We start from the raw sequence: 21,914 nt of genomic DNA on the forward strand, positions 1-21,914 counted from the left end.
ATGGCACAGATTTGAGGTTGTGATTTAAGGAGGGTTGGGGCTTCGTCGCCGTGACGAAGGAACGAAGATGAAGCCCCAACCCTCCTTGAAAAGATCGCCAGCCAAGTCCCCTGCGGAAGCGGTGGTGAAGGGCATCCGGCGGCAGACCCGGCGGCATTTTTCGGCTGAGGACAAGATCCGCATCGTGCTTGATGGCCTGCGCGGCGAGGACAGCATCGCCGAGCTATGCCGCAAGGAAGGCATCGCGCAGAGCCTGTATTACACCTGGTCGAAGGAATTTATGGAAGCCGGCAAGCGCCGCCTGGCTGGCGACACCGCCCGTGCCGCGACCACCGGCGAGGTGCAGGACCTGCGCCGCGAAGCCCGTGCCCTGAAGGAATGCGTTGCCGATCTGACGCTCGAAAACCGCCTGCTCAAAAAAAGCATGATCGCGGATGGGGACGACGACGCATGAGGTATCCCGCATCGGAGAAACTCGAAATCATCCGGATCGTCGAGCAAGCGCACCTGCCCGCCAAGCGCACGCTGGACCAACTCGGCATCGCCCGGCGGACGTTCTACCGCTGGTATGACCGCTATCTCGATGGGGGACCGGAGGGGCTGGAGGATCGGCCTTGCGCGCCTGGCCGGGTGTGGAACCGCATCGCGCCCGAGGTGCAGGACCAGATCGTCGAGATGGCGCTGGAGCAATCCGAGTGCGGATTCCGATTGAAGCCGGCCAGGTATTCCGAGGTGAAGCCGGCCACCGTTCCGATTTGAAGCCGGCCGGCATTCCGATTTCATTCCGGCCACCTGGCTGAGGTTTTGAGCGTTATTTGGCTGGGTCAGCGACTCGGGCATCTGCCTTCTCGTGATCAACCACGTGGAGGATTGGATGCCGGCCAGGAGAGAGCTGACGATGCGGCAGATACGACAGATGTTACGGCTTGCCGGGGACGGCATCAGCGCGCGGGAGATCGGGCGGATGCTCGGTGTGGCGCGCAGTACGATCCAGGATAACTTGAAGCGGGCACAGGAGGCGGGGTTGGCGTGGCCGGTGCCGGCCGAGCTGACCGATGCGGCGATCGAAGAGCGGCTGTTTGCCCGCAGTGGCTACAAGCAGGGGGGGCGGCGCCGTGCCGAGCCGGCCTGGGACGAACTGGTCTGCGAACTGAAGCGGCCTGGGGTGAATCTGCAGGTGCTTTGGGAGGAGTACCGTGACCAGCACCCGGACGGTTACGGATATTCGCGGTTCTGCGAACTGTTCAGGGAATTCGAGGCCCGCCTGTCACCGGTCATGCGCCAGGATCATCGTGCTGGCGACAAGGTCTTCGTCGATTATTCCGGCAAGCGGATTGGCATTGTCGATCGGGCGAGTGGCGAAGTTCGACAGGCGGAGATCTTCGTCGGCGTGCTCGGCGCATCGAGCTTCACCTATGCGGAGGCGAGTTGGACCCAGACGCTGCCGGACTGGATTGGCGCGCATGTCCGCATGTTCCGCGCATTTGGCGGTGTTCCGCGGCTGATAGTGCCGGATAATCTGAAGTCCGGCGTCAACAAGCCATCGTTCTACGATCCCGAGATCAACCTCAGCTACGGGCGCATGGCGTCACATTACGGGGTCGGCGTGCTCCCTGCGCGTCCGTGCCGGCCCCGCGATAAAGCGAAGGTGGAATCCGGGGTACGCTTTGCTCAAACCTATATCCTGGGGCGCCTGCGCCGGCAGACGTTCTTCTCGCTGGCCGAAGCCAACCAGGCGATCGCCTGCATGGTCGATCGGATCAACGACTATGTCATGCGCCGGATCGGCGTCAGCCGCCGGCATCTCTTCGAGACGATCGAGCGGCCCGCGCTCGCGGCGTTGCCGGCATCCGACTATGAATTCGCCGAATGGGGTCTGGCACGGGTCGCGCTGGATTATCACGTCGAGGTCTGCGGGTTTTTCTATTCGGTGCCGCATGAACTGATCCGCCAGCAGGTCAATACCCGCGCGACCGAACGCGGCATTGAGATATTCCACCACGGCAAGCGCATTGCGGTTCACCAGCGGCGCTACGGCGGCCGCAAGCATGGCACCGATATCGAGCACATGCCGAGTGCCCACCGGCGCTACGCCGAATGGACGCCGGAGCGATTCCGCCGCTGGGGCGCCTCCATCGGCCCGCATACCGAAGGGCTGATCACCGCCATCCTCGCCAGCCGGCCGCATCCCGAACAGGGGTTCCGGACCTGTCTCGGGATTCTCCGATTGTTCAAGGACCTCGAACCCGCCCGCGCTGAGGCCGTAGCCGACCGCGCCGTCGCGATCGGTGCGTTCACCTACAAAAGTCTCGCCTCGATCGTCGCCAACAAGCTCGATCGTTCAACCGCCGCGGCGGGCGAGCCCCAGGCGGTCATTACCCACGGCAATCTCCGTGGTTCCGGCTATTTTCATTGAAAGGACCAACCATGCTGACCCATCCGACCCTCGATCAACTGCACGACCTTGGCCTGCATGGCATGGCCAAGGGATTCAAGGATCTTGGGGCGCATCCCGAGACCGCCAGCCTCGATCATGCCGCGTGGCTGGCGTTGCTGCTCGATCACGAGACAACGCTGCGGCGGCAGAAGCGTTTTGAGCGGCTGGCCCGCGTGGCCAAGCTGCGCCAGGCGGCCACCGTCGAAGATATCGATTATCGGACCGCACGTGGTCTGGATCGCGCGATGTTCCTCAAACTCGCCGGATGCGACTGGATCCGCGCCAAGCATAATCTGATCATCACCGGTCCCTGCGGCGTCGGCAAAAGCTGGATCGCCTGCGCCCTCGGTCAGAAAGCATGCCGTGAGGATTTGTCCACCGCCTATCACCGTGTCCCGCGACTGTTCGCCGCATTGGCTCTGGCGCGCGGCGATGGCCGGTACGCCGCAACGCTCCGCCAGATCGCGCGGGTCGATCTGCTTATCCTCGACGATTGGGGGCCGGAGACATTGAACGCGGATCAGCGCCGTGACCTGCTCGAAATCGTCGAGGACCGCCACGACCGCCGATCCATCATCATCACCAGCCAGGTGCCGGTCGATCGCTGGTACGAAATCATTGGCGATCCCACCATCGCCGACGCCGTTCTCGATCGACTGGTCCACAACGCCTACCGGATCGAACTGACCGGCGAGAGCCTCCGCAAAAAGAAAAACCCCGCTACCGTCACCATGCAAGCTTGACCCCAGGAAAGGACAAGACGATCTTTAACATGTGACCTAACCGAACGACGCGCAGGTGGCCGGCTTCAAATCGGAACGGTGGCCGGCTTCGTTTCGGAATGCATGGCCGGCTTCATCGGAATACGCATCCTGCTCGGCTTCCAGCGCGCGTAACTGGTCGGTCATTGAGCGGACATAACCGCCATCCTCGATCACCCGGATGATCCGTTTGATGCTGCGCTCGATCTCTCCGAGGCGATCGCGGGTCCGCTGCTCACGCTTCACCCGCTCCTGGCCGGCCTTGCTGACCTCCTCCTCGAAGGTGCGAATGAAGTCCTCGACCAGGTCCGGCGTGACCATCTTCTCCTTGAGCGCGCCAAGCACCCGCGCCTCGATCCTCTGTCGGGAAATCGTTGCGCCGTTCGCGCATGTTCCCTTCCGCCGGTGTGTCGCGCAGCCATAGCGATCCTTCGCCATGATCTGTTGATTTCCGCTGAGATCTGACCCGGGAATTCCATCGAGATTTGACCCGCCCATAGTTTATGATTTGAGTTTCATGATGGGGTCAAGGCTGGATTTTTCTCCTTTCGTTTTTGGGATTTCTGCACGGAGCTATTTTTGAACCTGAAGCTGTCATTTCCGGTCTCGAGGATATGGCAGTGGTGGGTGAGGCGATCGAGGAGCGCGGTGGTCATCTTGGCGTCGCCGAAGACGGCGGACCATTCGCTGAAGCTCAGGTTGGTGGTGATGACGACGCTGGTGCGCTCGTAGAGCTTGCTGAGCAGATGGAACAGCAAAGCTCCGCCTGAGGCGCTGAAGGGCAGATAGCCAAGCTCATCGAGGATGACGAGGTCGGCATGGATCAGACGGCCGGCGATTTGCCCAGCCTTTCCCTGAGCTTTTTCCTGCTCCAGAGCATTGACCAGCTCGACGGTGGAGAAGAAGCGGACGCGCTTTTTGTGATGCTCGACGGCCTGCACGCCGAGCGCGGTGGCGATGTGGGTTTTGCCCGTGCCCGGGCCGCCGACGAGCACGACATTGTCGGCGGGTTCGATGAAGTCGCAACGATGCAACTGGCGGACCAGGGCCTCATTGACCTCGCTGCTGGCGAAGTCGAAGCCGGCCAGGTCGCGATAGGCCGGGAAGCGGGCGGCCTTGAACTGATAGGCCATGGAGCGGACCTCGCGCTCAGCGGTCTCGGCCTTGAGCAACTGGGAGAGTACCGGGATGGCGGCTTCGAAGGCCGGGGCACCCTGCTGGGCCAGTTCATCGACGGCCTGTGCCATGCCGTGCATTTTGAGGCTGCGCAGCATGATGACGAGCGCGCCGGTGGCGGGATCATGACGCATGGCGGGCCTCCTCAGATTGGCGCAAGCTATCGTAGCGCTCGACGTCAGCCTTGGGTTCATTGGCCAATGTCAGTGCCTGTGGCGCGGTGATGACCGGAAGCGGAGCCTGTTTGCCGTCGATCAGCCGGTGGAGCCGGTTGATGATATGCGTCTTGGACGGCACGCCGTCCTCCAGCGCCAGTTCCACCGCCACCAACACCGCCTGCTCGTCATGGTGCAGCACCAGGGCCAGGATCTCCACCATCTCCCGGTCACCGCCAGGACGGCGCAGGAGATGTTGCTGCAGCCGCTTGAAGGCATCGGGCAATTCCAGGAACGGCGCACCGTTGCGCAAGGCGCCCGGCTTGCGCTGGATCACCGCCAGATAATGCCGCCAGTCATACACAGTGCGCCCTGGGCCGTTGTGCGTCCGGTCGATGATGCGCGGATGCTCGCAGATGATTTGCCCCTCCGCCGCCACCACCAGCCTGTCGGGATAGACCCGCAGGCTGACCGGCCGGTTGGCAAAAGAGGCCGGCACGCTGTAGCGGTTACGCTCCAAGTGGATCAGGCAGGTCGAGGAGACCCGCTTGGTGTGTTCCACGAACCCATCGAACGGACGGCCCACAGGCATGAGGCTCTCAACCTCGCTGGCCCAGACATCGGCAATGGTTCCCGGCTCGTTGCCATGCGCGGTCTGCTCCCACAGCTCCCGGCAGCGCCGCTCCAGCCAGTCGTTCAGGGCGTCCAAGCTTTCGAACGGAGGCATGGACTGCCACAGGCGGTGGCGTGCATCCTGGACGTTCTTCTCAACCTGCCCCTTCTCCCAACCGGCGGCCCGATTACAGAACTCGGCCTCGAAGAGATAATGGCTGGTCATCGCCAGGAAGCGGGCGTTGACGCTGCGCTCCTTGCCACGGCCGACCTTGTCAACGGCGGTGCGCATGTTGTCGTAAATCCCGCGCCGCGGTACGCCGCCGAGAGCTTGGAAGGCGTGGTTATGCGCGTCGAACAACATCTCATGTGTCTGCAGCAGATAGGCCCGAACAATGAACGCCCGGCTATGCGACAGTTTGGTGTGCGCCACCTGCAACTTGACGCGGACGCCACCGATGATCGCAAAATCTTCGCTCCAGTCAAACTGGAACGCCTCGCCAGGCGCAAAGGCCAAGGGCACGAAGGTTCCCCGGCCGGCGGTCTGCTGCAGCCGTTGGCACTCCCCCTTCCAAGCCCGGGCAAAGGCCGCCACACGATTGTAGGAACCGTCATAGCCCAGGCTGACGAGATCACCGTATAGCTGCTTGACCGTCCGCCGCTGCTTGCGCGGCCGGCCAGCTTCACGGCGCAGCCACGCCAAAAGCTTCTCGGCATAAGGATCAAGCTTGCTCGGCCGGTCCAGAACCTGAAACTTCGGCTCAATCACATCAGACCGAAGATATTTGCGGATCGTGTTCCGCGACACGCCTGTGCGCCGGGAAATCTCTCGGATCGGCACATGCTCACGCTTATGCCACCGGCGGATAATGCTCAAAAACGCCATGTCCAACACTCCGTTCGCCCCCGCCTCTTCCAGACGGGGAAACAGTCAAACATGGGTCAAATCTCAGTGGAAAAATCCGGCCTTCCCGGGTCAGATCTCAGCGGAAATCAACAGGCGAGGAAGAGCCATGCGGTGGCGCTGGTAACGGTGGCCTCGAAATCCCTTGCGAGACGTCGGCATCTGCCGAGCCAGGCGAAGGTTCTTTCTACCACCCAGCGCCGCGGCAGGAGTTCAAACCCGCTCGCGGCGTCGGAGCGCTTTACGATCTGTATGGTCCATTTGCCGATTTTGGCGAGGCGTCCATTGAGTTTAGGACCGGCATAACCGCCGTCAGCGAATATGTGCCGCAACCAGGGATACAGGGATTTGACGGATTTGAGCACGTCGGGCGCCCCGTCGCGGTCCTGAATACCGGCATGATGAACGACGGCACCGACGAGGTGGCCGATTGTATCTGTGATGATGTGGCGCTTGCGGCCCTTGATCTTCTTTCCGGCATCGAACCCGCGCGGCCCGCCGGCTTCGGTGGTCTTGACCGACTGACTGTCGATCACACCGGCTGTGGGCGAAGCCTCGCGTCCGGCCATTTCCCGCGCCTGCATGACTAGGACGTGATTGATGCGATCGAACGTGCCGTCACGACAGAAGCGGTAGAAATACCCCTGCACGGTGGTGAACGGAGCGAATTCCTTCGGGATCTGGCGCCACTGACAGCCGGTTGCCAGCATGTAGAAGATGGCCTCCACAATCCTTCGAAGCGCCACCCTTCGGGGTCGGCCTCGATGCTGCGGAGCGGGCATGAACGGCTCGATCATGGCCCATTCAGCGTCGGTGAGGTCGCTTGCGTAGCGCAATCCGGCCCGGCAATATCGTCGCCGAGCGATTTCAGTCCAGGTCATCGTGTCTCCGTCCGTCTTCGCAAACGAACTGAATCACAACTTACTGAAATCGCTCAACTATCTTTTTCGGTCCGGCTCTTACACCGACAATGCCCGCGTGCGCGTCGCCGGCCCGTTCACAGTGGAAAGCCTCTCGCCCCACCGCGTGCTGCCCGCCAGCGAGGAGGAGCTGCTCAGCGATGCCGCACCGGCGGACGCCACCCGCGCAGGCCAGGATTTTGCCGCCATCGTCATCGACTATCTCAAGGCGGAGGGCGTCAAGCAGCATGCCAAAGGGGACCGCATCAGCTTCGAGAGCCTCTCGCCCTGGCCAGGCAAATATATCGGCGCGGAGGGCACGTTCATCGAAGGCGAAAGCGGCGCAGAGCGCCGCGCCGCCATCCTGATCGGCCCGGAATACGGCACCGTCGGCCGGCAGGACATCGTCGCCGCCGCGCGCGAGGCCGCGGATGCGCGGTTCGACGTGCTGATCGCCTGCGCCTTCAATTTCGACGCCCACTCTGCTGATTCCGGGCTCAATTCGCCCGGGATTCCGAGATTAACTCGCCCGGGATTCCGGGAATTATTCGCCCACCTATTCCGAGATTAATTCGCCCACCTGTTCCGACTTTTATTCGCCCAGGCGGGCGGGGTTGGCCGGGTTGGCTTGAGGTCTCTGCTGGCTGGTTCAGGTTCCCTCCCTTTGGCTGATCGAGGGAGCGGATGAATGCCAGTGGAGCGGATTGCGATGCGCGATGTGCGCGAGATTGTCAGATTGAGGATGGCGGGGCTTTCGACCCGCCAGGTGGGGATCCGGGTCGGGGTTGCGGCATCGACGGTGCGCTTGACGCTGCGGCGACTGGAGGCGGCCGGGCTCGATGGGCCAGGGGCTCTGGCGCTGTCCGAAGCGGCATTGGAAAGGCGCTTGTTCGACGGCGCGGTGGGCAAGCGGCCGGGGCATCGACGTGTGGATGAGCCGGACTGGGGGCGTATCCGCCGCGAGTTGCAGCGCAAGCACGTGACGCTGTCGATCCTGTGGGACGAGTATATTGCCGAGCACCCGGATGGGTATCGCTACAGCCGGTTCTGCGAGCTCTACCGGAGCTGGGAAGCCCGGCTACCGGTGACGATGCGCCAGACCCACGCATCGGGCGAGAAGCTGTTCGTCGATTATGCCGGCGACACGGTGCCGGTGGTGATCGACCGGCTCACCGGCGAGACGCGTGCGGCCCAGATCTTCGTCGCCGTTCTCGGCGCATCGAGCTTCACCTATGCTGAGGCGACCTGGACCCAGACCCTGCCGGACTGGATCGAGGCGCATAATCGCACTCTGGCAGCAATTGGCGGCGTGCCGGCGCTGCTGGTGCCCGACAACGCCAGGGTCGCGATCATCCGCGCCTGCCTCTACGATCCACAGGTCAACCGGACCTACACCGATATGGCGCGCCATTACGGCACGGCCATTCTCCCGGCGCGGCCGCGGCGGCCGCGTGACAAGGCGAAGGTCGAGGTGGCGGTTTTGCTGGCGGAGCGGTGGCTGCTGGGCAAGCTGCGCAACCGGGCATTTTACGGCCTCGCCGAACTGAATGCCGCGATCGCTGAATTCTGCCGCTGGCTGAACGAGGAGCGGGTCGTCCGTCGCCTGGGGGCGACAAGACGGCATCTGCTGGAAACACTCGATCGTCCCGCGCTGAAGGAACTGCCGGCCGAACCCTATGTGCTGGCGCAATGGCGGCGCCGGCGGGTCGGCATCGATTATCACGTCGAGATCGAGAAGCATTTTTACTCCGTCCCCTACCGGCACGCCCGCGCCGAGGTCGAGGCCCGGTTCACCGTGCGCACGGTCGAGATCTTTCTCCGTGGCGAACGGATCGCCGTGCACGCACGCAGGCCGGGTAACGGCAAACACACGACGATCGCCGAGCACATGCCCTCGAGCCACCGGCGTTATGGCGACTGGACCATCGCACGGATCCATCAGGAAGCCGCACGGCTTGGTCCCTCGGTCGCGACACTCTGCACCCTGATCCTCGAACGCCGGCCTCATCCGGAGCAGGGGTTCCGCGCCTGCATCGGCATCCTTCGCCTGGCCCGCAGTGTTGGCGCCGACCGGCTCGATGCCGCGGCCGAGCGCGCGCTCACCATCGGCACCCTGACCTACGGCTCGGTCAAATCCATCCTCGATAACCGGCTGGAGCGAGCCGCCGGCACCGCCAGTCCCGATCCCACCCCGATCCGCCACCCCAACATCCGGGGCGGCGGATATTTCCACTGATGACAAGGAGAAGCCTCATGCTGAACCATCCGACCCTCGATCAGATCCACCAGCTCGGTCTTGCAGGCATGGCCCGCGCGTTCACCGAGCTGCACGCCAATCCCGAAACCCCCAGCCTCAGTCACGCCGAATGGCTCGGTCTTCTGCTCGACCGCGAGATCACCGTCCGACGTGACAAGCGGTTGAGCACAAGGCTGCGCCATGCCAGGCTGCGCCATGACGCTGCAATCGAGGATGTCGATTACCGGAGTGCCCGCGGCCTCGATCGGGCTCTGTTCCAGAAGCTGATCCAGGGTGAGTGGATCGACGCGCACGACAATCTCGTCCTGAGCGGGCCGACAGGGGTCGGAAAATCGTGGCTGGCCTGTGCCCTCGGTCACAAGGCATGTCGCGATGACAGGACCGTGCTCTATCAGCGCGCCCCCAAACTCTTCGCAGAACTCGCGGTCGCCCGCGCCGAAGGGCGTCACGGCCGGATGATCCGCACCCTCGGTGCCGTCAATCTACTGATCCTCGACGACTTCGGCCTTGCTCCACTCGACGCCGGCGCCCGTCACGACCTGCTCGAGATCGTCGAGGATCGCTACGGCCGCCGCGCCACCATCATCACCAGCCAGATCCCCCCGGCGCATTGGCATGAGCTGATCGGCGATCCGACCTACGCCGACGCCATTCTCGACCGTCTGCTCCACAATGCCCACCGCATCGAACTCACCGGCGAAAGCCTGCGCAAGATCCGCAAGCAAACCCCAAAAACCGCTTGACCCAACGAGAACAGGAGAGCAACGAAATCAACAGCCACAGAGACCGCTACCCGGGCGAATAAATCTCGGAATCCCCGGGCGAATAAACGTCGGAATCGTGGGCGAATTAAAATCGGAATCCATGGGCGAATTCTCCGGAATCCGCACCCACTCCACCGAATTGGGCAATCTCGGCAGCCTGAAGATCATCAAGGCGCGGATCAATCCGGACATGCACATGTCGGCCGAACTGAAGAACACCGGGCGCGGCAACATGTTTGTCGTGTTCGGCGAGCCGGACGTGGAAATCCTCGACGATGGCGGCGAAAAAATCCGGGTCAAGGTAAACGGCGTCGACGTGTTCGACCCCAACACCGGCGAAATCCGCTCGAACGACACAGCCGGCATCGCGGCCTGGTTCATCGATACCGATTATGACGAAGAGAGTTTCTTTGTCCGCCACGCCTACTTCCTCGGCGCCAACGACCCCTACAAGAGCCTCAAGACGGCGCTACAGGCCGATATCGACGAAGACGCATGGGCAACCCTCTATTCGGACACGTCCCGCCCGTTCGAGCGACCGGCGAGCGGAAGAATTGCAGTAAAGGTGATCAATCACTTCGGCGATGAGGTGATGAAGGTTTTTGGTTTATAAAACAGGGGGAAAATAGACAGTGAGTGGATTGGTTGTACTTGAAGGTCGCTGGGAAAATAATAGAAATATATCTGTTAAAGGACTTTTTGATTTACTCATGGAAATGCAATTTGAAAATATCCATGAATATCATTTTGAAAATTTTGCCACAAACGAAACGCTTCGTTCAATATTAGGCCATGTATGTGGAAATAATACAAGAAAAAACTATATTTATATTGGTGCGCATGGAGACGATAATGGGATTCATGGTTCAGTTGATCGGATAAGCAGAACACAACTAAATAATATTTTAAGAAATAGTATCGGTGGAAGTATAAAAGGGATATTTTTTGGGGCGTGCCTGTTTGGAAACGAGAATAACGCTGGATTTTTCTTTGAGAGGGATGTTGGAATCCGGCGTAGTGTAGAGTGGATAGCTGGCTATGGTGAAAGTGTTGATTGGATACAGTCATCTGCATTTGATATGATTTTCTGGCAGCATCTGTTGCAAGCCAGAAGGATGTTTCCCGATGCACACGAAAGGGAAATTATTGGAGGTGTTTGCGATTGCTTAAAAGATTTGATGGGAGGCATGATGCGCTCTCTTGATTTCCAAGCGTTCAGGCGAACGCCAAGAAGACCGTACGAACCCGAGCCTCTGATCAATTGGGAATGACCATGGATAGCGGCACTTTCAGCCAGGAAAATATCGATGCTCTCGCCCGGTTCCTTCCAGAATTTGAGTCGCCGCATTTCGATCCAGGCAGGATGAGCGGGACGGAGCCAAATCCGGATGGAAGCTTTTCGGTTCCTTATGCAGTTCTGAGTGACCAAGCGACGTCATTCGTCCAGGCGGCCTATGACAACAATTGGGTCGTGGGTAGTTTCGACTGGCCATCCTGGTCGGGGAGCGAGGAAGCAGAGTCGCTGCGCGACGATGAGAGCGTCCTCGCCAAGGCCACGCCGGAGCAAATCGCACGGCTGCTGACCGTCGTGATTCGCCAGGATCGGTTCTGTGATGGCGCTCTGCTGGATGCGTTCAACTCCGGCCTCATCCTGCGGATCGTCGGCAGGATCGACGCCTTGTCGAAGGAGTCTCGGCCCGGGTGACCGCGACATTCCGAATCGCCGACGCCTTTACCGCAGCCCTCGCGCGTCTTGCCGCGCCGGAGCAAAAGGCCGTGAAGACAGCGGTATTCGACCTGCAGGTCGACCCATCGCGGCCTGGGCTGAAGCTTCACAGGATCGATCGGTCGAAGGACCCGCATTTCTGGTCCGTGCGCGTAAGCCAGGATATCCGCATCGTCATTCACAAGACTGGAGCAGACCTGCTGCTGGCCTATGTCGGCCATCATGACGATGCGTATGCATGGGCTGAGCGGCGTAGAATCGTGGCACACCCGCGGACCGGTGCAATTCAGATTGTTGAGATGCGCGAGCTTGTCGAGGATGTCGTGCCGCCGCGTGCTGCCGCTTCGCCAGATGCTCCCGATATGGCGACAGCGCCAGGAAACGCGGCGATGCTGTTTGGAAACGTGGCGGACGATGCCCTGTTGTCGATTGGCGTGCCGCCAGATTGGCTGTTTGATGTGCGCCAGGCGAGCGAGGATCGCTTCTTTGCACTCGCCGATCACCTGCCGGCCGAAGCGGTGGAGGCGTTGCTCGAATACGCAACCACGGGCCGGCTTCCTGCCCCCGCGCCTGCTCCGGCTTCCGCTGATCCTTTCGCGCATCCCGACGCTCTGCGGCGTATCAGGCCTATCGCCGACCAGGAGGAGCTGGAGCAGGCGCTCGCGTTCCCGTGGGAAAAATGGGGGGTGTTTCTTCATCCCTCTCAGCGATCGCTCGTTGAGCGTTCCTTTGCTGGACCGGCACGCGTTGCCGGCTCGGCCGGAACCGGCAAGACCATTGTGGCGATCCATCGGGCCGTCCGGCTGGCGCGTGAGAACCCCAATGCACGTGTCTTGCTAGTGTGCCGTCTCTGAAATATCTAGCCATAAGCCCCTAAAGGTGATTCTGTGATCGCTGAAGATCTCGGAGGGTGTCAGGATGGCGTGGGGACAGGCGGTTCGGATCGAGTTGAGTGACGAGGAGCGCATTGAACTTCAGACGCGCATCCGACGGCGCAAAATCGCTCGCGGGGACGCAATGCGCGCCGAGATTATACTGCTGGCCGCCGACGGCATGAGCAATCTCGGGATCGCCGAGAAACTCCGGATCACGCGGGTAACGGTGGCGACCTGGCGGACGCGGTTTGCCGCGAAGCGTCTGGATGGCCTGCTCGACGAACCTCGCCCCGGCGCGCCGCGCAAGATCGGCGATGACAAGATTGCCGAGGTGATAACGACGACGCTGGAGAAGCTGCCCGCGGCGGCGACGCACTGGAGCACTCGGTCGATGGCGCGGGCGTCCGGACTGGCACCATCGACCGTGCACCGCATCTGGCGGGCCTTCTCTCTGCAGCCTCATCGAAGCGAGACATTCAAGCTTTCGACCGATCCGCTGTTCATCGAGAAGGTGCGCGACATTGTTGGGCTCTACTTGAACCCGCCCGACCGTGCGGTGGTGCTCTGCGTCGACGAGAAGACACAGGTGCAGGCGCTCGACCGCTCCCAGCCGATCTTGCCGCTGCGTCCCGGGCAAGCCGAGCGTCGCACCCACGACTACAAGCGGCACGGCACGACATCGTTGTTCGCCGCACTTGACGTCAAGATCGGAACGATCATCGGCAAGTGCATGCCACGCCACCGTGCCGCAGACTTCCGCCGCTTCCTGGACATGGTTGAGAAGAATGTCCCCGCTGATCTCGACGTGCACGTGGTGATGGACAACGCGTCGAGCCACAAGACCAAGCTGATCCGCGACTGGTTCGCCAAACGGCCCCGCTGGCATGTGCACTTCACCCCCACCTCGGCGTCTTGGATCAATCAGGTCGAACGCTTCTTCGGCATGCTCACCGATGACCAGATCCGCCGCGGCGCGCACCGCTCCGTCCGAGAACTGGAGGCGGCGATCACCGCCTATATCGACGCCCGCAACGCCGACCCTAAGCCATTCCGCTGGGTCAAGTCAGCCGACGAAATCCTCGCCGCCGTCCAACGCTTCTGCCAGCGCACCAACGCCATCCACGATCACTCTGCATAGGAACTTCGGAATCGGCACACTAGCGAGTTTTTCACAGCCGCTGGCGGACGCCATGTCGAAGAAGGTGCGTGTTCTTGCCCCCGAGTGCGAGGACGTAATGGCCGAGCACTACAACCGCGCGGACGGTATCGTCGCGACCGAGATCTTTCACGAGTATCTGCTCAAGGCGACACAGGAAGCGGAGAACCGCGAGCGCCTCGGCAAGATCCGACGGTCCCGATAGTCGCGTGTTCACCGCGAAAAACCAAGACCGCCACGAACGGGCGGGCTTGCCGAACTGGCCATCAAAATATTGATATTATTAGAAATTTTATTGTAATTTAGATGATTTTGTTGTATATTATCAATGCAGACCTATTCTCCGTCAGCCTTCTGGAGCGCGTCGCTTTCGACACGTCAGGCCCGACTTGAACAGCGACCTGAAAATAGTCCAATGAAAACAGCCATGTATTGTGGGCGCGTGGTTTCTTAGAGCCGGACCGAAAAAGATAGTTGAGCGATTTCAGTAAGTTGTGATTCAGTTCGTTTGCGAAGACGGACGGAGACACGATGACCTGGACTGAAATCGCTCGGCGACGATATTGCCGGGCCGGATTGCGCTACGCAAGCGACCTCACCGACGCTGAATGGGCCATGATCGAGCCGTTCATGCCCGCTCCGCAGCATCGAGGCCGACCCCGAAGGGTGGCGCTTCGAAGGATTGTGGAGGCCATCTTCTACATGCTGGCAACCGGCTGTCAGTGGCGCCAGATCCCGAAGGAATTCGCTCCGTTCACCACCGTGCAGGGGTATTTCTACCGCTTCTGTCGTGACGGCACGTTCGATCGCATCAATCACGTCCTAGTCATGCAGGCGCGGGAAATGGCCGGACGCGAGGCTTCGCCCACAGCCGGTGTGATCGACAGTCAGTCGGTCAAGACCACCGAAGCCGGCGGGCCGCGCGGGTTCGATGCCGGAAAGAAGATCAAGGGCCGCAAGCGCCACATCATCACAGATACAATCGGCCACCTCGTCGGTGCCGTCGTTCATCATGCCGGTATTCAGGACCGCGACGGGGCGCCCGACGTGCTCAAATCCGTCAAATCCCTGTATCCCTGGTTGCGGCACATATTCGCTGACGGCGGTTATGCCGGTCCTAAACTCAATGGACGCCTCGCCAAAATCGGCAAATGGACCATACAGATCGTAAAGCGCTCCGACGCCGCGAGCGGGTTTGAACTCCTGCCGCGGCGCTGGGTGGTAGAAAGAACCTTCGCCTGGCTCGGCAGATGCCGACGTCTCGCAAGGGATTTCGAGGCCACCGTTACCAGCGCCACCGCATGGCTCTTCCTCGCCCATATCCGCCTGCTCACACGAAAAATCGCCCGTCACCGATAGTCGCACTACCATTCAGATTCGGGCTCTTAGCACCACACCCTGCGGCTTTCGGGAGGATTTGGATCAGGAAGCGGATGCGTCTCGCACGTTGGCTGGCAGGGCGACGCCGGCGGCCTTGAAGATCGGCCCGATCGAGTTGGTTGCTGGGGTGCGCAGGACGATCTGCTGCCCGCGCTTGCTGATGGTGACCTCCTGGAGGCGGTCGAGATCACGCAGGAGATCGGCCCATTCGACGCGCTTGCCGGCCCGGCGGAGTTTTTCGTCGAGCGCCTGGTGCAGGATCAGCGCGAGGAACGAGCAGAAGACGTGGCCGCGGATGGCGGCGTCGGAGGAATGGTAGATTGGCCGGGTGCGCATTGTCGCCTTCGCGACACGGAACAGCCGTTCGACATTCTGCAGGTCCCGGTAGCGGATCACCGCCTGCAGCGGTGAAATCCGGGCGTTGGAGCGCAGCACGAAGACGCCGTCGAAGCGGGCTTCCTCGGCGAGCTTGCCGGCGTCGATCTCGAACAGCTTGTGCTTGCGGCCGGGCTTTGCGTCACTGACCGGGCGCAGGAAGCGGCGATAGGCGGAGTTGCCGATCAGCGCCTTATCGCCGCGCGTCAGCTGACGATCGAGGGCGGCGACCACCTTGCGCCTGGTCTCGGCCTCTTCGATGGCCACCGCCTCGTTGCGGCAGACGATATAGCGCTTGCCCGCGACCTTGACCTCCTTGATGAAGAGCTGGGTCTCGTCGCCACCGGCGCGCTCGAGGCAGAGCGGGGTGTAGGGGCGCTCATCGGCCAGCACCACCTCGCGGACGATGCGGTCGGTGCGTTCCCTTGCGCCGAGCACGTATTCCAGCCCGCGCTCCTCCAGCGCGGCGATCGTCGCGGCACTGATCATGCCGCGATCGGCGACGACGCAGACCCGGCCGATGCCGAAGCGCGACCGCAGGCGGTCGATCACCGGCACCAGCACCGAGACATCGGCGGTGTTTCCTGGCCACATCTCGGTGCAGATTGGCCTTCCGTCCTGATCGATCACCACGCCGAGGATCATCTGCGCGAGCTGTGGGCGGTAATCCTTGGAGTGGCCCCGCGCGCCCAGCGTCTCGCCGCCGGCACCTTCGAAATACAGCGAGGTGGTGTCCATGAACACGACCGAGAGGTCGGTGAACAGATCATGCCGTCGGGCGAAGAGACGCTCTTCCACCAGATCCTTCACCGTCCGTGGCGCAAAGGGCGTGGCATCCCCCTGTTCCTCGTCCGGCAGCTCTTCGCCGAGCCAGGCCATGGCGCGGTAGAGGTGATGCAGGCCGAGCTCCTCGGTGCCGGGAATGTCGTAATCCTCGAGCCATTTGTCGCAGGCGCGATCCGAGCCCGAGACCATGATCCGGTGGAGCACGGTGGCGAACACCGCGCGCTCGACCGGGAACTCGAACTGCCGCCCGGCCAGCAGCTCCTCGAACACAGCAGCGATCCCGCTCTCCTGCCACAGTCGGCCGAACAACAGCGGCGCGCCGATCCGCTTGCAGCTCAGCCCGTCCGGATTGCCTGCCGCCAGCTGGGCCAGGACCGAGGCACGGTCGGCATAGCGCGCGATCGAGGCGGCGAGGCGGTCGAGACCTCCATCGGCCAGGACGACTTCCTTCCGGCCCAGGTTCTTGATGATGCGCTGCTTGCTGCGCCCGTCCTCACGGACGCTCTCGACCAGATAAAGGTAGCTGTAGCCGTTGATTCGCTTCTCGCGCACGAACATGCCGAATTGGCAGCCGAAAACCAATCATAAATCAAGTTAAAAGAAGCAATTTGCGCAATTATTTAGCACCACGTTTTTGCAAAATCCCGACGTGCCTACGAAAATCTCGAGTGAAATCAAAGATCTCAACTTACGATACCGTATCGTTCCGGGTTTGACTGTTTAAGTCGGGCCTGAGGAAGCCGAGCGGCAGCGCCAGCATCGCGACGAGGTTCTGGCCGGCCTGCGCGCCGAACTGGCGTTGCTCGCCGCACGTGATGCCGAGCATCCCAAGGCCGCCTGCGCACTGCTCACCTCGCGCCGCTACGGCCGCTACCTGAGCACGGATGCGGCCGGCAGGCCGCATCTGGATTCCGGAAAGATCGCCCATGCCGCCCGCTTCGACGGCAAGTTCGTCGTGATCACCAACGACGACACGCTGTCCACCGAGGACGTCGCCCTCGGCTACAAAGGCGGGACCATCATCGAAGCCTGCTTCCGGCGGATGAAGCAGACCGGGCTCGAGGTCCGGCCGATGTATCACTGGAGCCCGCGCCGGATCGAGGCGCATGTCCGGCTCTGCGTCCTTGCCCTGCAGATACAGCGCTCGGCGGAGTTGCGCTGCGGCCTTCCCTGGGCGCGGATCGCCCACATCCTGGCCGGCCTCAAGGCGGTCCGCTATCAGATCGCCGGCCGGACTATTGTTCAGCGCACGAAAATCAGCCCCGAAGCTGCCGAGATCCTGAAAAATCTTGGAATATCAAAGCCAAAGAAGCTGCTCACAGTCATCGAGCCGCCGCAGGCCAAGGCCGCCTCATAGATACACGCTCCGATTCCGCATCGAAAATCCATCGGAAAATAGACAGACTTTCCTCACGTCTGCCTCATGACCGCGAACCCGGGTTTATCCGATCAGATGACTCCATCTGATCGGATGATGCTCTAAAGATAAGCTATTTTTACTTTATCCTATTGATCTCTTGTGGGTCTAATTTACCGTTTAGAATATGCCAAAGGCCAATCCAGTTTCCCTTTGCACGACCGCGGCGATCAATGAATGGCTCCGCTAAAAAAAAACGAGTATGATTTGCAATAATATTCTTCAAAATAAGAATATACGCCTTTTTCCAACACATTGTTCCTTTTTTTACGAGATATACTGGGTTAATGACTTGGGCATATCCGAGCTTAGTGCCCGGCGTACGGCCTTTACTAACGCCCCGGTGGACGCCCTGAAACGTATCAGCGGATACAACTCTGCCTTTGACTAGAAGTTGTCCAGCCAAATCGACATCCTCCTGCCATCCATAAAGTGGCAAAGTCTCGTCAAAACGGATGCTACCAATAGCCATGGTACGTAATGCCATGTTGCAGCCGTATAGCGAGTCAACATCCTTGATATTTTCATCTGTATATTTAATTTCTGATTTTTTTAATATTTCGACAGAAACGCTATATTCAATCCCCCCTTTTTTACGCCATCGGCCAAAACAAGACCTGTAGACGCAATAATATCTGGATATTTCTTGAATATATTTACTATTTCTGAAATCGAATTTTTTGCAGGAATAAAATCATCATCATAAAATACAATGACGTCGCATTCATCTATGACAGCTTCGAGACCGCGGTTCCTCTGGGTGGTTAAGCCGCGTGGGCCTTTTATGATTTCTACGCCGGTCGGAATATGCTCTGGTAGATCATCATCCTTTTCGACCGATAATATGATTTTCCAAGGCGGCAATGTTTGCGACAAGAGATGTGGCAACAACTGCCCTATCTCGATCCGTCTTCCGATAGAGGCTATGATGACCGCAACCCTCCATTCATCACAAAGCTTTCCACTTCTGTGAGTTTGATTAGGCATCGCAAAACCCCTTGATAAATAATAGATAATTTGTTACATTTTTTATAAAATAAAACCCAGATATTATCAATATTTTTGGTCTGAGCCCCTGGATTTCCTCCAGAAATGGGTAGAGTCCGCCCCATCAGGGAGACGGACGATATGAAGAGCAGTCGGTTTAGCGAGGAGCAGATCATCGGCATCCTCAAAGAGCAGGAGTCGGGGATGTCGACGGCGGAGGTCTGCCGTCGACACGGGATCAGCTCCGCCCGTGTTCGCGGTCATGAGGCACATTTGGCCCGACTTAAACAGTCAAACCCGGAACGATACGGTATCGTAAGTTGAGATCTTTGATTTCACTCGAGATTTTCGTAGGCACGTCGGGATTTTGGTATCCATCCGGTGTGAACCGCCTGCCGGTACGGCAAGGAGGCGTGCATAAGAGCGCTGCTACGAGCTGATTCATGGTAAGGGGCGGCGGGCGGATGGAGATTATCACGGGGGTAGAGCGCCGGCGCCGCTGGCGGGATGAGGACAAGCTTCGGATTGTGGCGGAGGCTGAGGCGCCGGGTGCGGTGTTTGCGCTGGTTGCGCGGCGGCACGCGATTTCGAGAGGGCAATTGTGGAAGTGGCGCGGTCAGGTTCGGCGTGGTGAGTTGGTGCCGGTGCCGATGGTACCGGAATTCATTCCGGTGCGGGTAATGGCGAGTGCGGCACTGTCGATGCCGCGGGCGGCAGGCAAGTCAGCTTCGGTGAACGACGCGAGCGTTGATCCGATGTCGCAGAGGCGAGCCACGCGATGCGATGCGAGCCGGATCGAGATCGTGCTGCCGGACGGGACGTGTGTTCGGGTTGATGATGGAGTTGGGGTTGCCGCCTTGCGTCGGGTGCTGACGGCGGTGCGGCGGTGATCCCGGTCTCGGCCGGTGTGCGGGTCTGGCTGGCGTCGGGGCATACGGATATGCGCCGCGGGATGAAGGGGCTCGCGTTGCAAGTGCAAGAAGGTCTGGGACGGGAGCCGTTCTGCGGGGATGTTTTTTTCTTTCGCGGACGCGGCGGGTCGCTGGTCAAGGCGATCTGGCACGACGGCGTGGGGATGTCGCTGTATTCGAAACGCCTTGATCGAGGGCGGTTTATCTGGCCGCAGACTGCGGACGGCGTTGTGTCCCTCACCGCTGGTCAGATCGGTTATCTTCTGGAGGGGATCGACTGGCGAAATCCACAACAAACCTGGCGGCCGCAAGCGGCCGGGTAGGCGCGAAGATTCTGGGGAAAATCCTGGTCCAGAGCGGATTTCTGTAGCGAAACCCTGGAAATTCGTGATTCTATACGGGGCATGGATCTCGATCCTTCGACCCTGCCGAATGATATCGCTGCGCTGAAGGCGATCATTCTGGGCGACCGTGCTCGGCGGTCCGATACCGCAGCGTATATCGCGCATCTGAAGCTGCAGATCGAGAAGCTCAAGCGTGCGCTCTACGGCCCCAAGGCGGAACGCACGGCGCGGCTGCTTGATCAGATGGAACTGGAACTCGAAGATCTCGAGACCACCGCGACCGAGGACGAACTCCGCGCCGAGCAGGTGGCCGCGAAGGCCAAAACCACGACTGTCGCCGGCTTCACTCGCAACCGCCCATCACGCCAACCCTTCCCCGAACACCTGCCACGCGAGCGGGTTGTGCTGCCAGGTCCGACCCAGTGCGCCTGCTGCGGTGGATCGCGGCTCGCCAAGCTCGGGGAGACGGTGACCGAGACACTGGAATCCATCCCCCGCCAATACAAGGTGATCCAGCATGTGCGGGAGAAATTCACCTGCCGCGATTGTGAGAAGATCAGCCAGGAACCAGCACCCTTCCACACCATTCCACGCGCTTTTGCCGGTCCCGGCCTGCTCGCGATGATCGCCTACGATAAATTCGGCCAGCATCAGCCGCTGAACCGTCAATCTGAACGGTTCGCACTGGAAGGCATCCACCTCAGCGTCTCGACCCTGGCCGATCTGATTGGTGCTACCTGCGTGGCGCTGGAGCCGGTGTTCAAGCACATCGAGACGATGGTGTTCGCGGGTGCGCGCCTGCATGGCGACGACACCACCGTGCCGGTGATGGCACGAGGGCAGACCGATACGGCGCGCGTGTGGGTTTATGTGCGTGATGATCGGCCGTTCGGCGGATCGGGTTCCCCCAGCGCGGTGTTCTACTATTCACGTGACCGCGCCGGCGTTCATCCGCAAACCCATCTCGCCGGATACCGCGGCATATTCCAGGCCGATGCCTATGGCGGCTACAACAAGCTCTACGAGTTGAACCGATCTCCTGGACCGATCATCGAGGCGGCGTGCTGGTCGCACGCCCGACGAAAATTCTTCGAGCTGGCCGATATCGCGCGGAACGCGAAGCGCAAGGCCCAGGGTAAGACCCCCGCCTTCGTGGCGCCGATGGCCTTGGCCGCGGTGCAGCGCATCGACGCGCTGTTCGAGATCGAGCGGGAGATCAACGGTCAGTCACCCGCTGAACGCCTGGCGGTGCGCCAGCAACTCGGCGCCCCGCTCGTCGCTGAACTCGAGATCTGGATGCGCGCCGAGCGCGCCAAACTCTCACGCCACAACGATGTGGCGAAGGCGATCGACTATATGCTGAACCGTTGGTCATCATTTACCCGGTTCCTGACCGACGGGCGGATTTGTCTCAGCAATAACGCGGCCGAACGTGCCCTACGCACCCTTGCTCTGGGCAGAAAATCCTGGCTATTCGCCGGCTCCGATCGCGGTGGTCAAAGGGCCGCCATGTTGTACAGCCTGATCACGACGGCAAAGATGAACAACGTCGACCCACAGGCATGGCTCGCCGACATCCTCGCGCGCATCGCCAGTCATCCAGTCGCCAGCATCGAGAAATTGATGCCATGGAACTGGACACCGCAATCCTGGGCCCTGGCCGCCTGATCGTGCAGACCAATAAAATCCACCACGTCTTCACGATTGACCGTGTCGCCAGGGACCTCGGCGAGGATGAGGAGTGGCTCGCGGACATCGCCAATGAGATGGAACCCGAAGACGGCCTGATCTGGGTTTACAACCTCAGCGACGGCGGCGTCATAGCCTTCACCGACTTTGGTATCGAAAATCTGCGCGAGCTCATCCTGATCCACCGAGATAGAGCCAAATAGACTCGTCCGCGGCTCTGACCGGATGGGTACGGATTTTGCAAAAACGTGGTGCTAAATAATTGCGCAAATTGCTTCTTTTAACTTGATTTATGATTGGTTT

General features: G+C 60.6%; 25 protein-coding genes and 2 pseudogenes. 19 read left to right on the forward strand and 8 right to left on the reverse strand.

Annotated features, from left to right (window positions below; genetic code table 11):
- Positions 1-67: 67 nt before the first annotated feature.
- The 3 genes and pseudogenes from ACIDOCELLA78_RS99790 to istB (ACIDOCELLA78_RS99800) form a co-directional block, all read left to right on the forward strand.
- Positions 68-732: pseudogene (locus ACIDOCELLA78_RS99790) on the forward strand (transposase); the annotation flags it as partial.
- Positions 733-874: 142 nt separating this feature from the next.
- Complete coding sequence (istA, locus tag ACIDOCELLA78_RS99795) at positions 875-2,416, forward strand: IS21 family transposase (protein WP_201727830.1); 1,542 nt, start codon at positions 875-877, stop codon at positions 2,414-2,416.
- 11 nt (positions 2,417-2,427) lie between these two features.
- Entirely contained in the window at positions 2,428-3,180 is a 753-nt protein-coding gene (gene istB / locus ACIDOCELLA78_RS99800) for an IS21-like element helper ATPase IstB (protein ID WP_201727831.1), read from the forward strand.
- A 36-nt stretch (positions 3,181-3,216) separates the two neighbouring features.
- Here the strand turns inward: istB (ACIDOCELLA78_RS99800) and ACIDOCELLA78_RS99805 are convergent, their stop codons facing one another.
- The 4 genes from ACIDOCELLA78_RS99805 to ACIDOCELLA78_RS99820 all read right to left on the reverse strand — a co-directional run bounded on the left by ACIDOCELLA78_RS99805 (position 3,217) and on the right by ACIDOCELLA78_RS99820 (position 6,926).
- Positions 3,217-3,636 carry a hypothetical protein gene (locus ACIDOCELLA78_RS99805; protein WP_201727832.1) on the reverse strand — a complete coding sequence of 140 codons (420 nt, stop codon included), beginning with the start codon at positions 3,634-3,636 and terminating at the stop codon, positions 3,217-3,219.
- Positions 3,637-3,713: 77 nt separating this feature from the next.
- The gene (istB, locus tag ACIDOCELLA78_RS99810; RefSeq protein WP_013641220.1) at positions 3,714-4,508 is read right to left on the reverse strand and encodes an IS21-like element helper ATPase IstB; all 795 of its coding nucleotides are present in this window, start codon (positions 4,506-4,508) and stop codon (positions 3,714-3,716) included.
- Positions 4,498-6,027: an IS21 family transposase gene (gene istA, locus ACIDOCELLA78_RS99815; protein WP_201727833.1), complete on the reverse strand. Its 1,530-nt coding sequence runs from the start codon at positions 6,025-6,027 to the stop codon at positions 4,498-4,500. Before istA (ACIDOCELLA78_RS99815) ends, istB (ACIDOCELLA78_RS99810) begins: the two co-directional genes overlap by 11 nt.
- Positions 6,028-6,134: 107 nt before the next feature.
- A complete protein-coding gene (locus tag ACIDOCELLA78_RS99820) occupies positions 6,135-6,926 on the reverse strand; it encodes an IS5 family transposase (protein ID WP_201727834.1) in 792 nt (263 codons plus the stop codon).
- Position 6,927: 1 nt separating this feature from the next.
- On the opposite strand from ACIDOCELLA78_RS99820, the gene ACIDOCELLA78_RS99825 reads away from it, so the two are divergent.
- The 10 genes from ACIDOCELLA78_RS99825 to ACIDOCELLA78_RS99870 all read left to right on the forward strand — a co-directional run bounded on the left by ACIDOCELLA78_RS99825 (position 6,928) and on the right by ACIDOCELLA78_RS99870 (position 15,081).
- Complete coding sequence (locus ACIDOCELLA78_RS99825; protein ID WP_214006271.1) at positions 6,928-7,515, forward strand: hypothetical protein; 588 nt, start codon at positions 6,928-6,930, stop codon at positions 7,513-7,515.
- 138 nt (positions 7,516-7,653) lie between these two features.
- Entirely contained in the window at positions 7,654-9,180 is a 1,527-nt protein-coding gene (gene istA / locus ACIDOCELLA78_RS99830; protein WP_201727680.1) for an IS21 family transposase, read from the forward strand.
- Between the two features lie 17 nt (positions 9,181-9,197).
- Positions 9,198-9,944, forward strand: a complete 747-nt coding sequence (gene istB, locus ACIDOCELLA78_RS99835) for an IS21-like element helper ATPase IstB (RefSeq protein WP_201727488.1) — start codon at positions 9,198-9,200, stop codon at positions 9,942-9,944.
- A 121-nt stretch (positions 9,945-10,065) separates the two neighbouring features.
- Positions 10,066-10,578, forward strand: coding sequence for a hypothetical protein (locus tag ACIDOCELLA78_RS99840; RefSeq protein WP_201727836.1), 513 nt, complete (start codon positions 10,066-10,068; stop codon positions 10,576-10,578).
- Between the two features lie 19 nt (positions 10,579-10,597).
- Positions 10,598-11,236, forward strand: a complete 639-nt coding sequence (locus ACIDOCELLA78_RS99845) for a hypothetical protein (RefSeq protein ID WP_201727837.1) — start codon at positions 10,598-10,600, stop codon at positions 11,234-11,236.
- Positions 11,233-11,670 (forward strand): DUF6508 domain-containing protein, encoded by a 438-nt coding sequence (locus ACIDOCELLA78_RS99850; RefSeq protein WP_201727838.1) that lies wholly within the window; start codon positions 11,233-11,235, stop codon positions 11,668-11,670. The genes ACIDOCELLA78_RS99845 and ACIDOCELLA78_RS99850 overlap by 4 nt, the downstream gene beginning before the upstream one ends.
- Entirely contained in the window at positions 11,667-12,545 is an 879-nt protein-coding gene (locus ACIDOCELLA78_RS99855) for a type II toxin-antitoxin system RelE/ParE family toxin (RefSeq protein WP_201727839.1), read from the forward strand. Before ACIDOCELLA78_RS99850 ends, ACIDOCELLA78_RS99855 begins: the two co-directional genes overlap by 4 nt.
- Positions 12,546-12,609: 64 nt before the next feature.
- Positions 12,610-13,704, forward strand: a complete 1,095-nt coding sequence (locus tag ACIDOCELLA78_RS99860; RefSeq protein ID WP_201727840.1) for an IS630 family transposase — start codon at positions 12,610-12,612, stop codon at positions 13,702-13,704.
- Positions 13,705-13,756: 52 nt separating this feature from the next.
- A complete protein-coding gene (locus ACIDOCELLA78_RS99865) occupies positions 13,757-13,927 on the forward strand; it encodes a hypothetical protein (RefSeq protein ID WP_201727841.1) in 171 nt (56 codons plus the stop codon).
- A 326-nt stretch (positions 13,928-14,253) separates the two neighbouring features.
- Positions 14,254-15,081: an IS5 family transposase gene (locus ACIDOCELLA78_RS99870; RefSeq protein WP_201727504.1), complete on the forward strand. Its 828-nt coding sequence runs from the start codon at positions 14,254-14,256 to the stop codon at positions 15,079-15,081.
- Between the two features lie 63 nt (positions 15,082-15,144).
- On the opposite strand, the gene ACIDOCELLA78_RS99875 is transcribed toward ACIDOCELLA78_RS99870, so the two are convergent.
- Complete coding sequence (locus ACIDOCELLA78_RS99875; RefSeq protein ID WP_201727475.1) at positions 15,145-16,821, reverse strand: IS1634 family transposase; 1,677 nt, start codon at positions 16,819-16,821, stop codon at positions 15,145-15,147.
- 130 nt (positions 16,822-16,951) lie between these two features.
- Positions 16,952-17,089, reverse strand: coding sequence for a hypothetical protein (locus ACIDOCELLA78_RS99880; RefSeq protein WP_201727842.1), 138 nt, complete (start codon positions 17,087-17,089; stop codon positions 16,952-16,954).
- Between ACIDOCELLA78_RS99880 and ACIDOCELLA78_RS99885 the strand changes: the two genes are divergently transcribed.
- Entirely contained in the window at positions 17,063-17,620 is a 558-nt protein-coding gene (locus ACIDOCELLA78_RS99885; protein ID WP_249675087.1) for a hypothetical protein, read from the forward strand. The genes ACIDOCELLA78_RS99880 and ACIDOCELLA78_RS99885 overlap by 27 nt on opposite strands.
- Positions 17,621-17,759: 139 nt before the next feature.
- Here ACIDOCELLA78_RS99885 and ACIDOCELLA78_RS99890 read toward each other — a convergent pair whose 3' ends face one another.
- Together ACIDOCELLA78_RS99890 and ACIDOCELLA78_RS99895 are read right to left on the reverse strand one after the other, a co-directional pair.
- Positions 17,760-18,167, reverse strand: a complete 408-nt coding sequence (locus ACIDOCELLA78_RS99890; protein ID WP_201727843.1) for a hypothetical protein — start codon at positions 18,165-18,167, stop codon at positions 17,760-17,762.
- 65 nt (positions 18,168-18,232) lie between these two features.
- On the reverse strand, positions 18,233-18,667 hold the full coding sequence (locus ACIDOCELLA78_RS99895; protein WP_201727844.1) for a glycosyltransferase family 2 protein: 435 nt from the start codon (positions 18,665-18,667) through the stop codon (positions 18,233-18,235).
- Positions 18,668-18,808: 141 nt separating this feature from the next.
- Between ACIDOCELLA78_RS99895 and ACIDOCELLA78_RS99900 the strand changes: the two are divergent.
- The 5 genes and pseudogenes from ACIDOCELLA78_RS99900 to ACIDOCELLA78_RS99920 all read left to right on the forward strand — a co-directional run.
- Positions 18,809-18,917 (forward strand): annotated as a pseudogene (locus ACIDOCELLA78_RS99900) (transposase); the annotation flags it as partial.
- Positions 18,918-19,131: 214 nt separating this feature from the next.
- Entirely contained in the window at positions 19,132-19,557 is a 426-nt protein-coding gene (tnpA, locus tag ACIDOCELLA78_RS99905; RefSeq protein WP_201727520.1) for an IS66-like element accessory protein TnpA, read from the forward strand.
- Positions 19,554-19,901: an IS66 family insertion sequence element accessory protein TnpB gene (gene tnpB, locus ACIDOCELLA78_RS99910; RefSeq protein WP_201727519.1), complete on the forward strand. Its 348-nt coding sequence runs from the start codon at positions 19,554-19,556 to the stop codon at positions 19,899-19,901. The genes tnpA and tnpB overlap by 4 nt, the downstream gene beginning before the upstream one ends.
- Before the next feature lie 81 nt (positions 19,902-19,982).
- Complete coding sequence (gene tnpC / locus ACIDOCELLA78_RS99915; protein WP_201727518.1) at positions 19,983-21,590, forward strand: IS66 family transposase; 1,608 nt, start codon at positions 19,983-19,985, stop codon at positions 21,588-21,590.
- Entirely contained in the window at positions 21,551-21,814 is a 264-nt protein-coding gene (locus ACIDOCELLA78_RS99920) for a hypothetical protein (RefSeq protein WP_249674923.1), read from the forward strand. The genes tnpC and ACIDOCELLA78_RS99920 overlap by 40 nt, the downstream gene beginning before the upstream one ends.
- The last annotated feature ends 100 nt before the right edge of the window (positions 21,815-21,914 follow it).

It is taken from the genome of Acidocella sp. C78 (assembly GCF_907164655.1).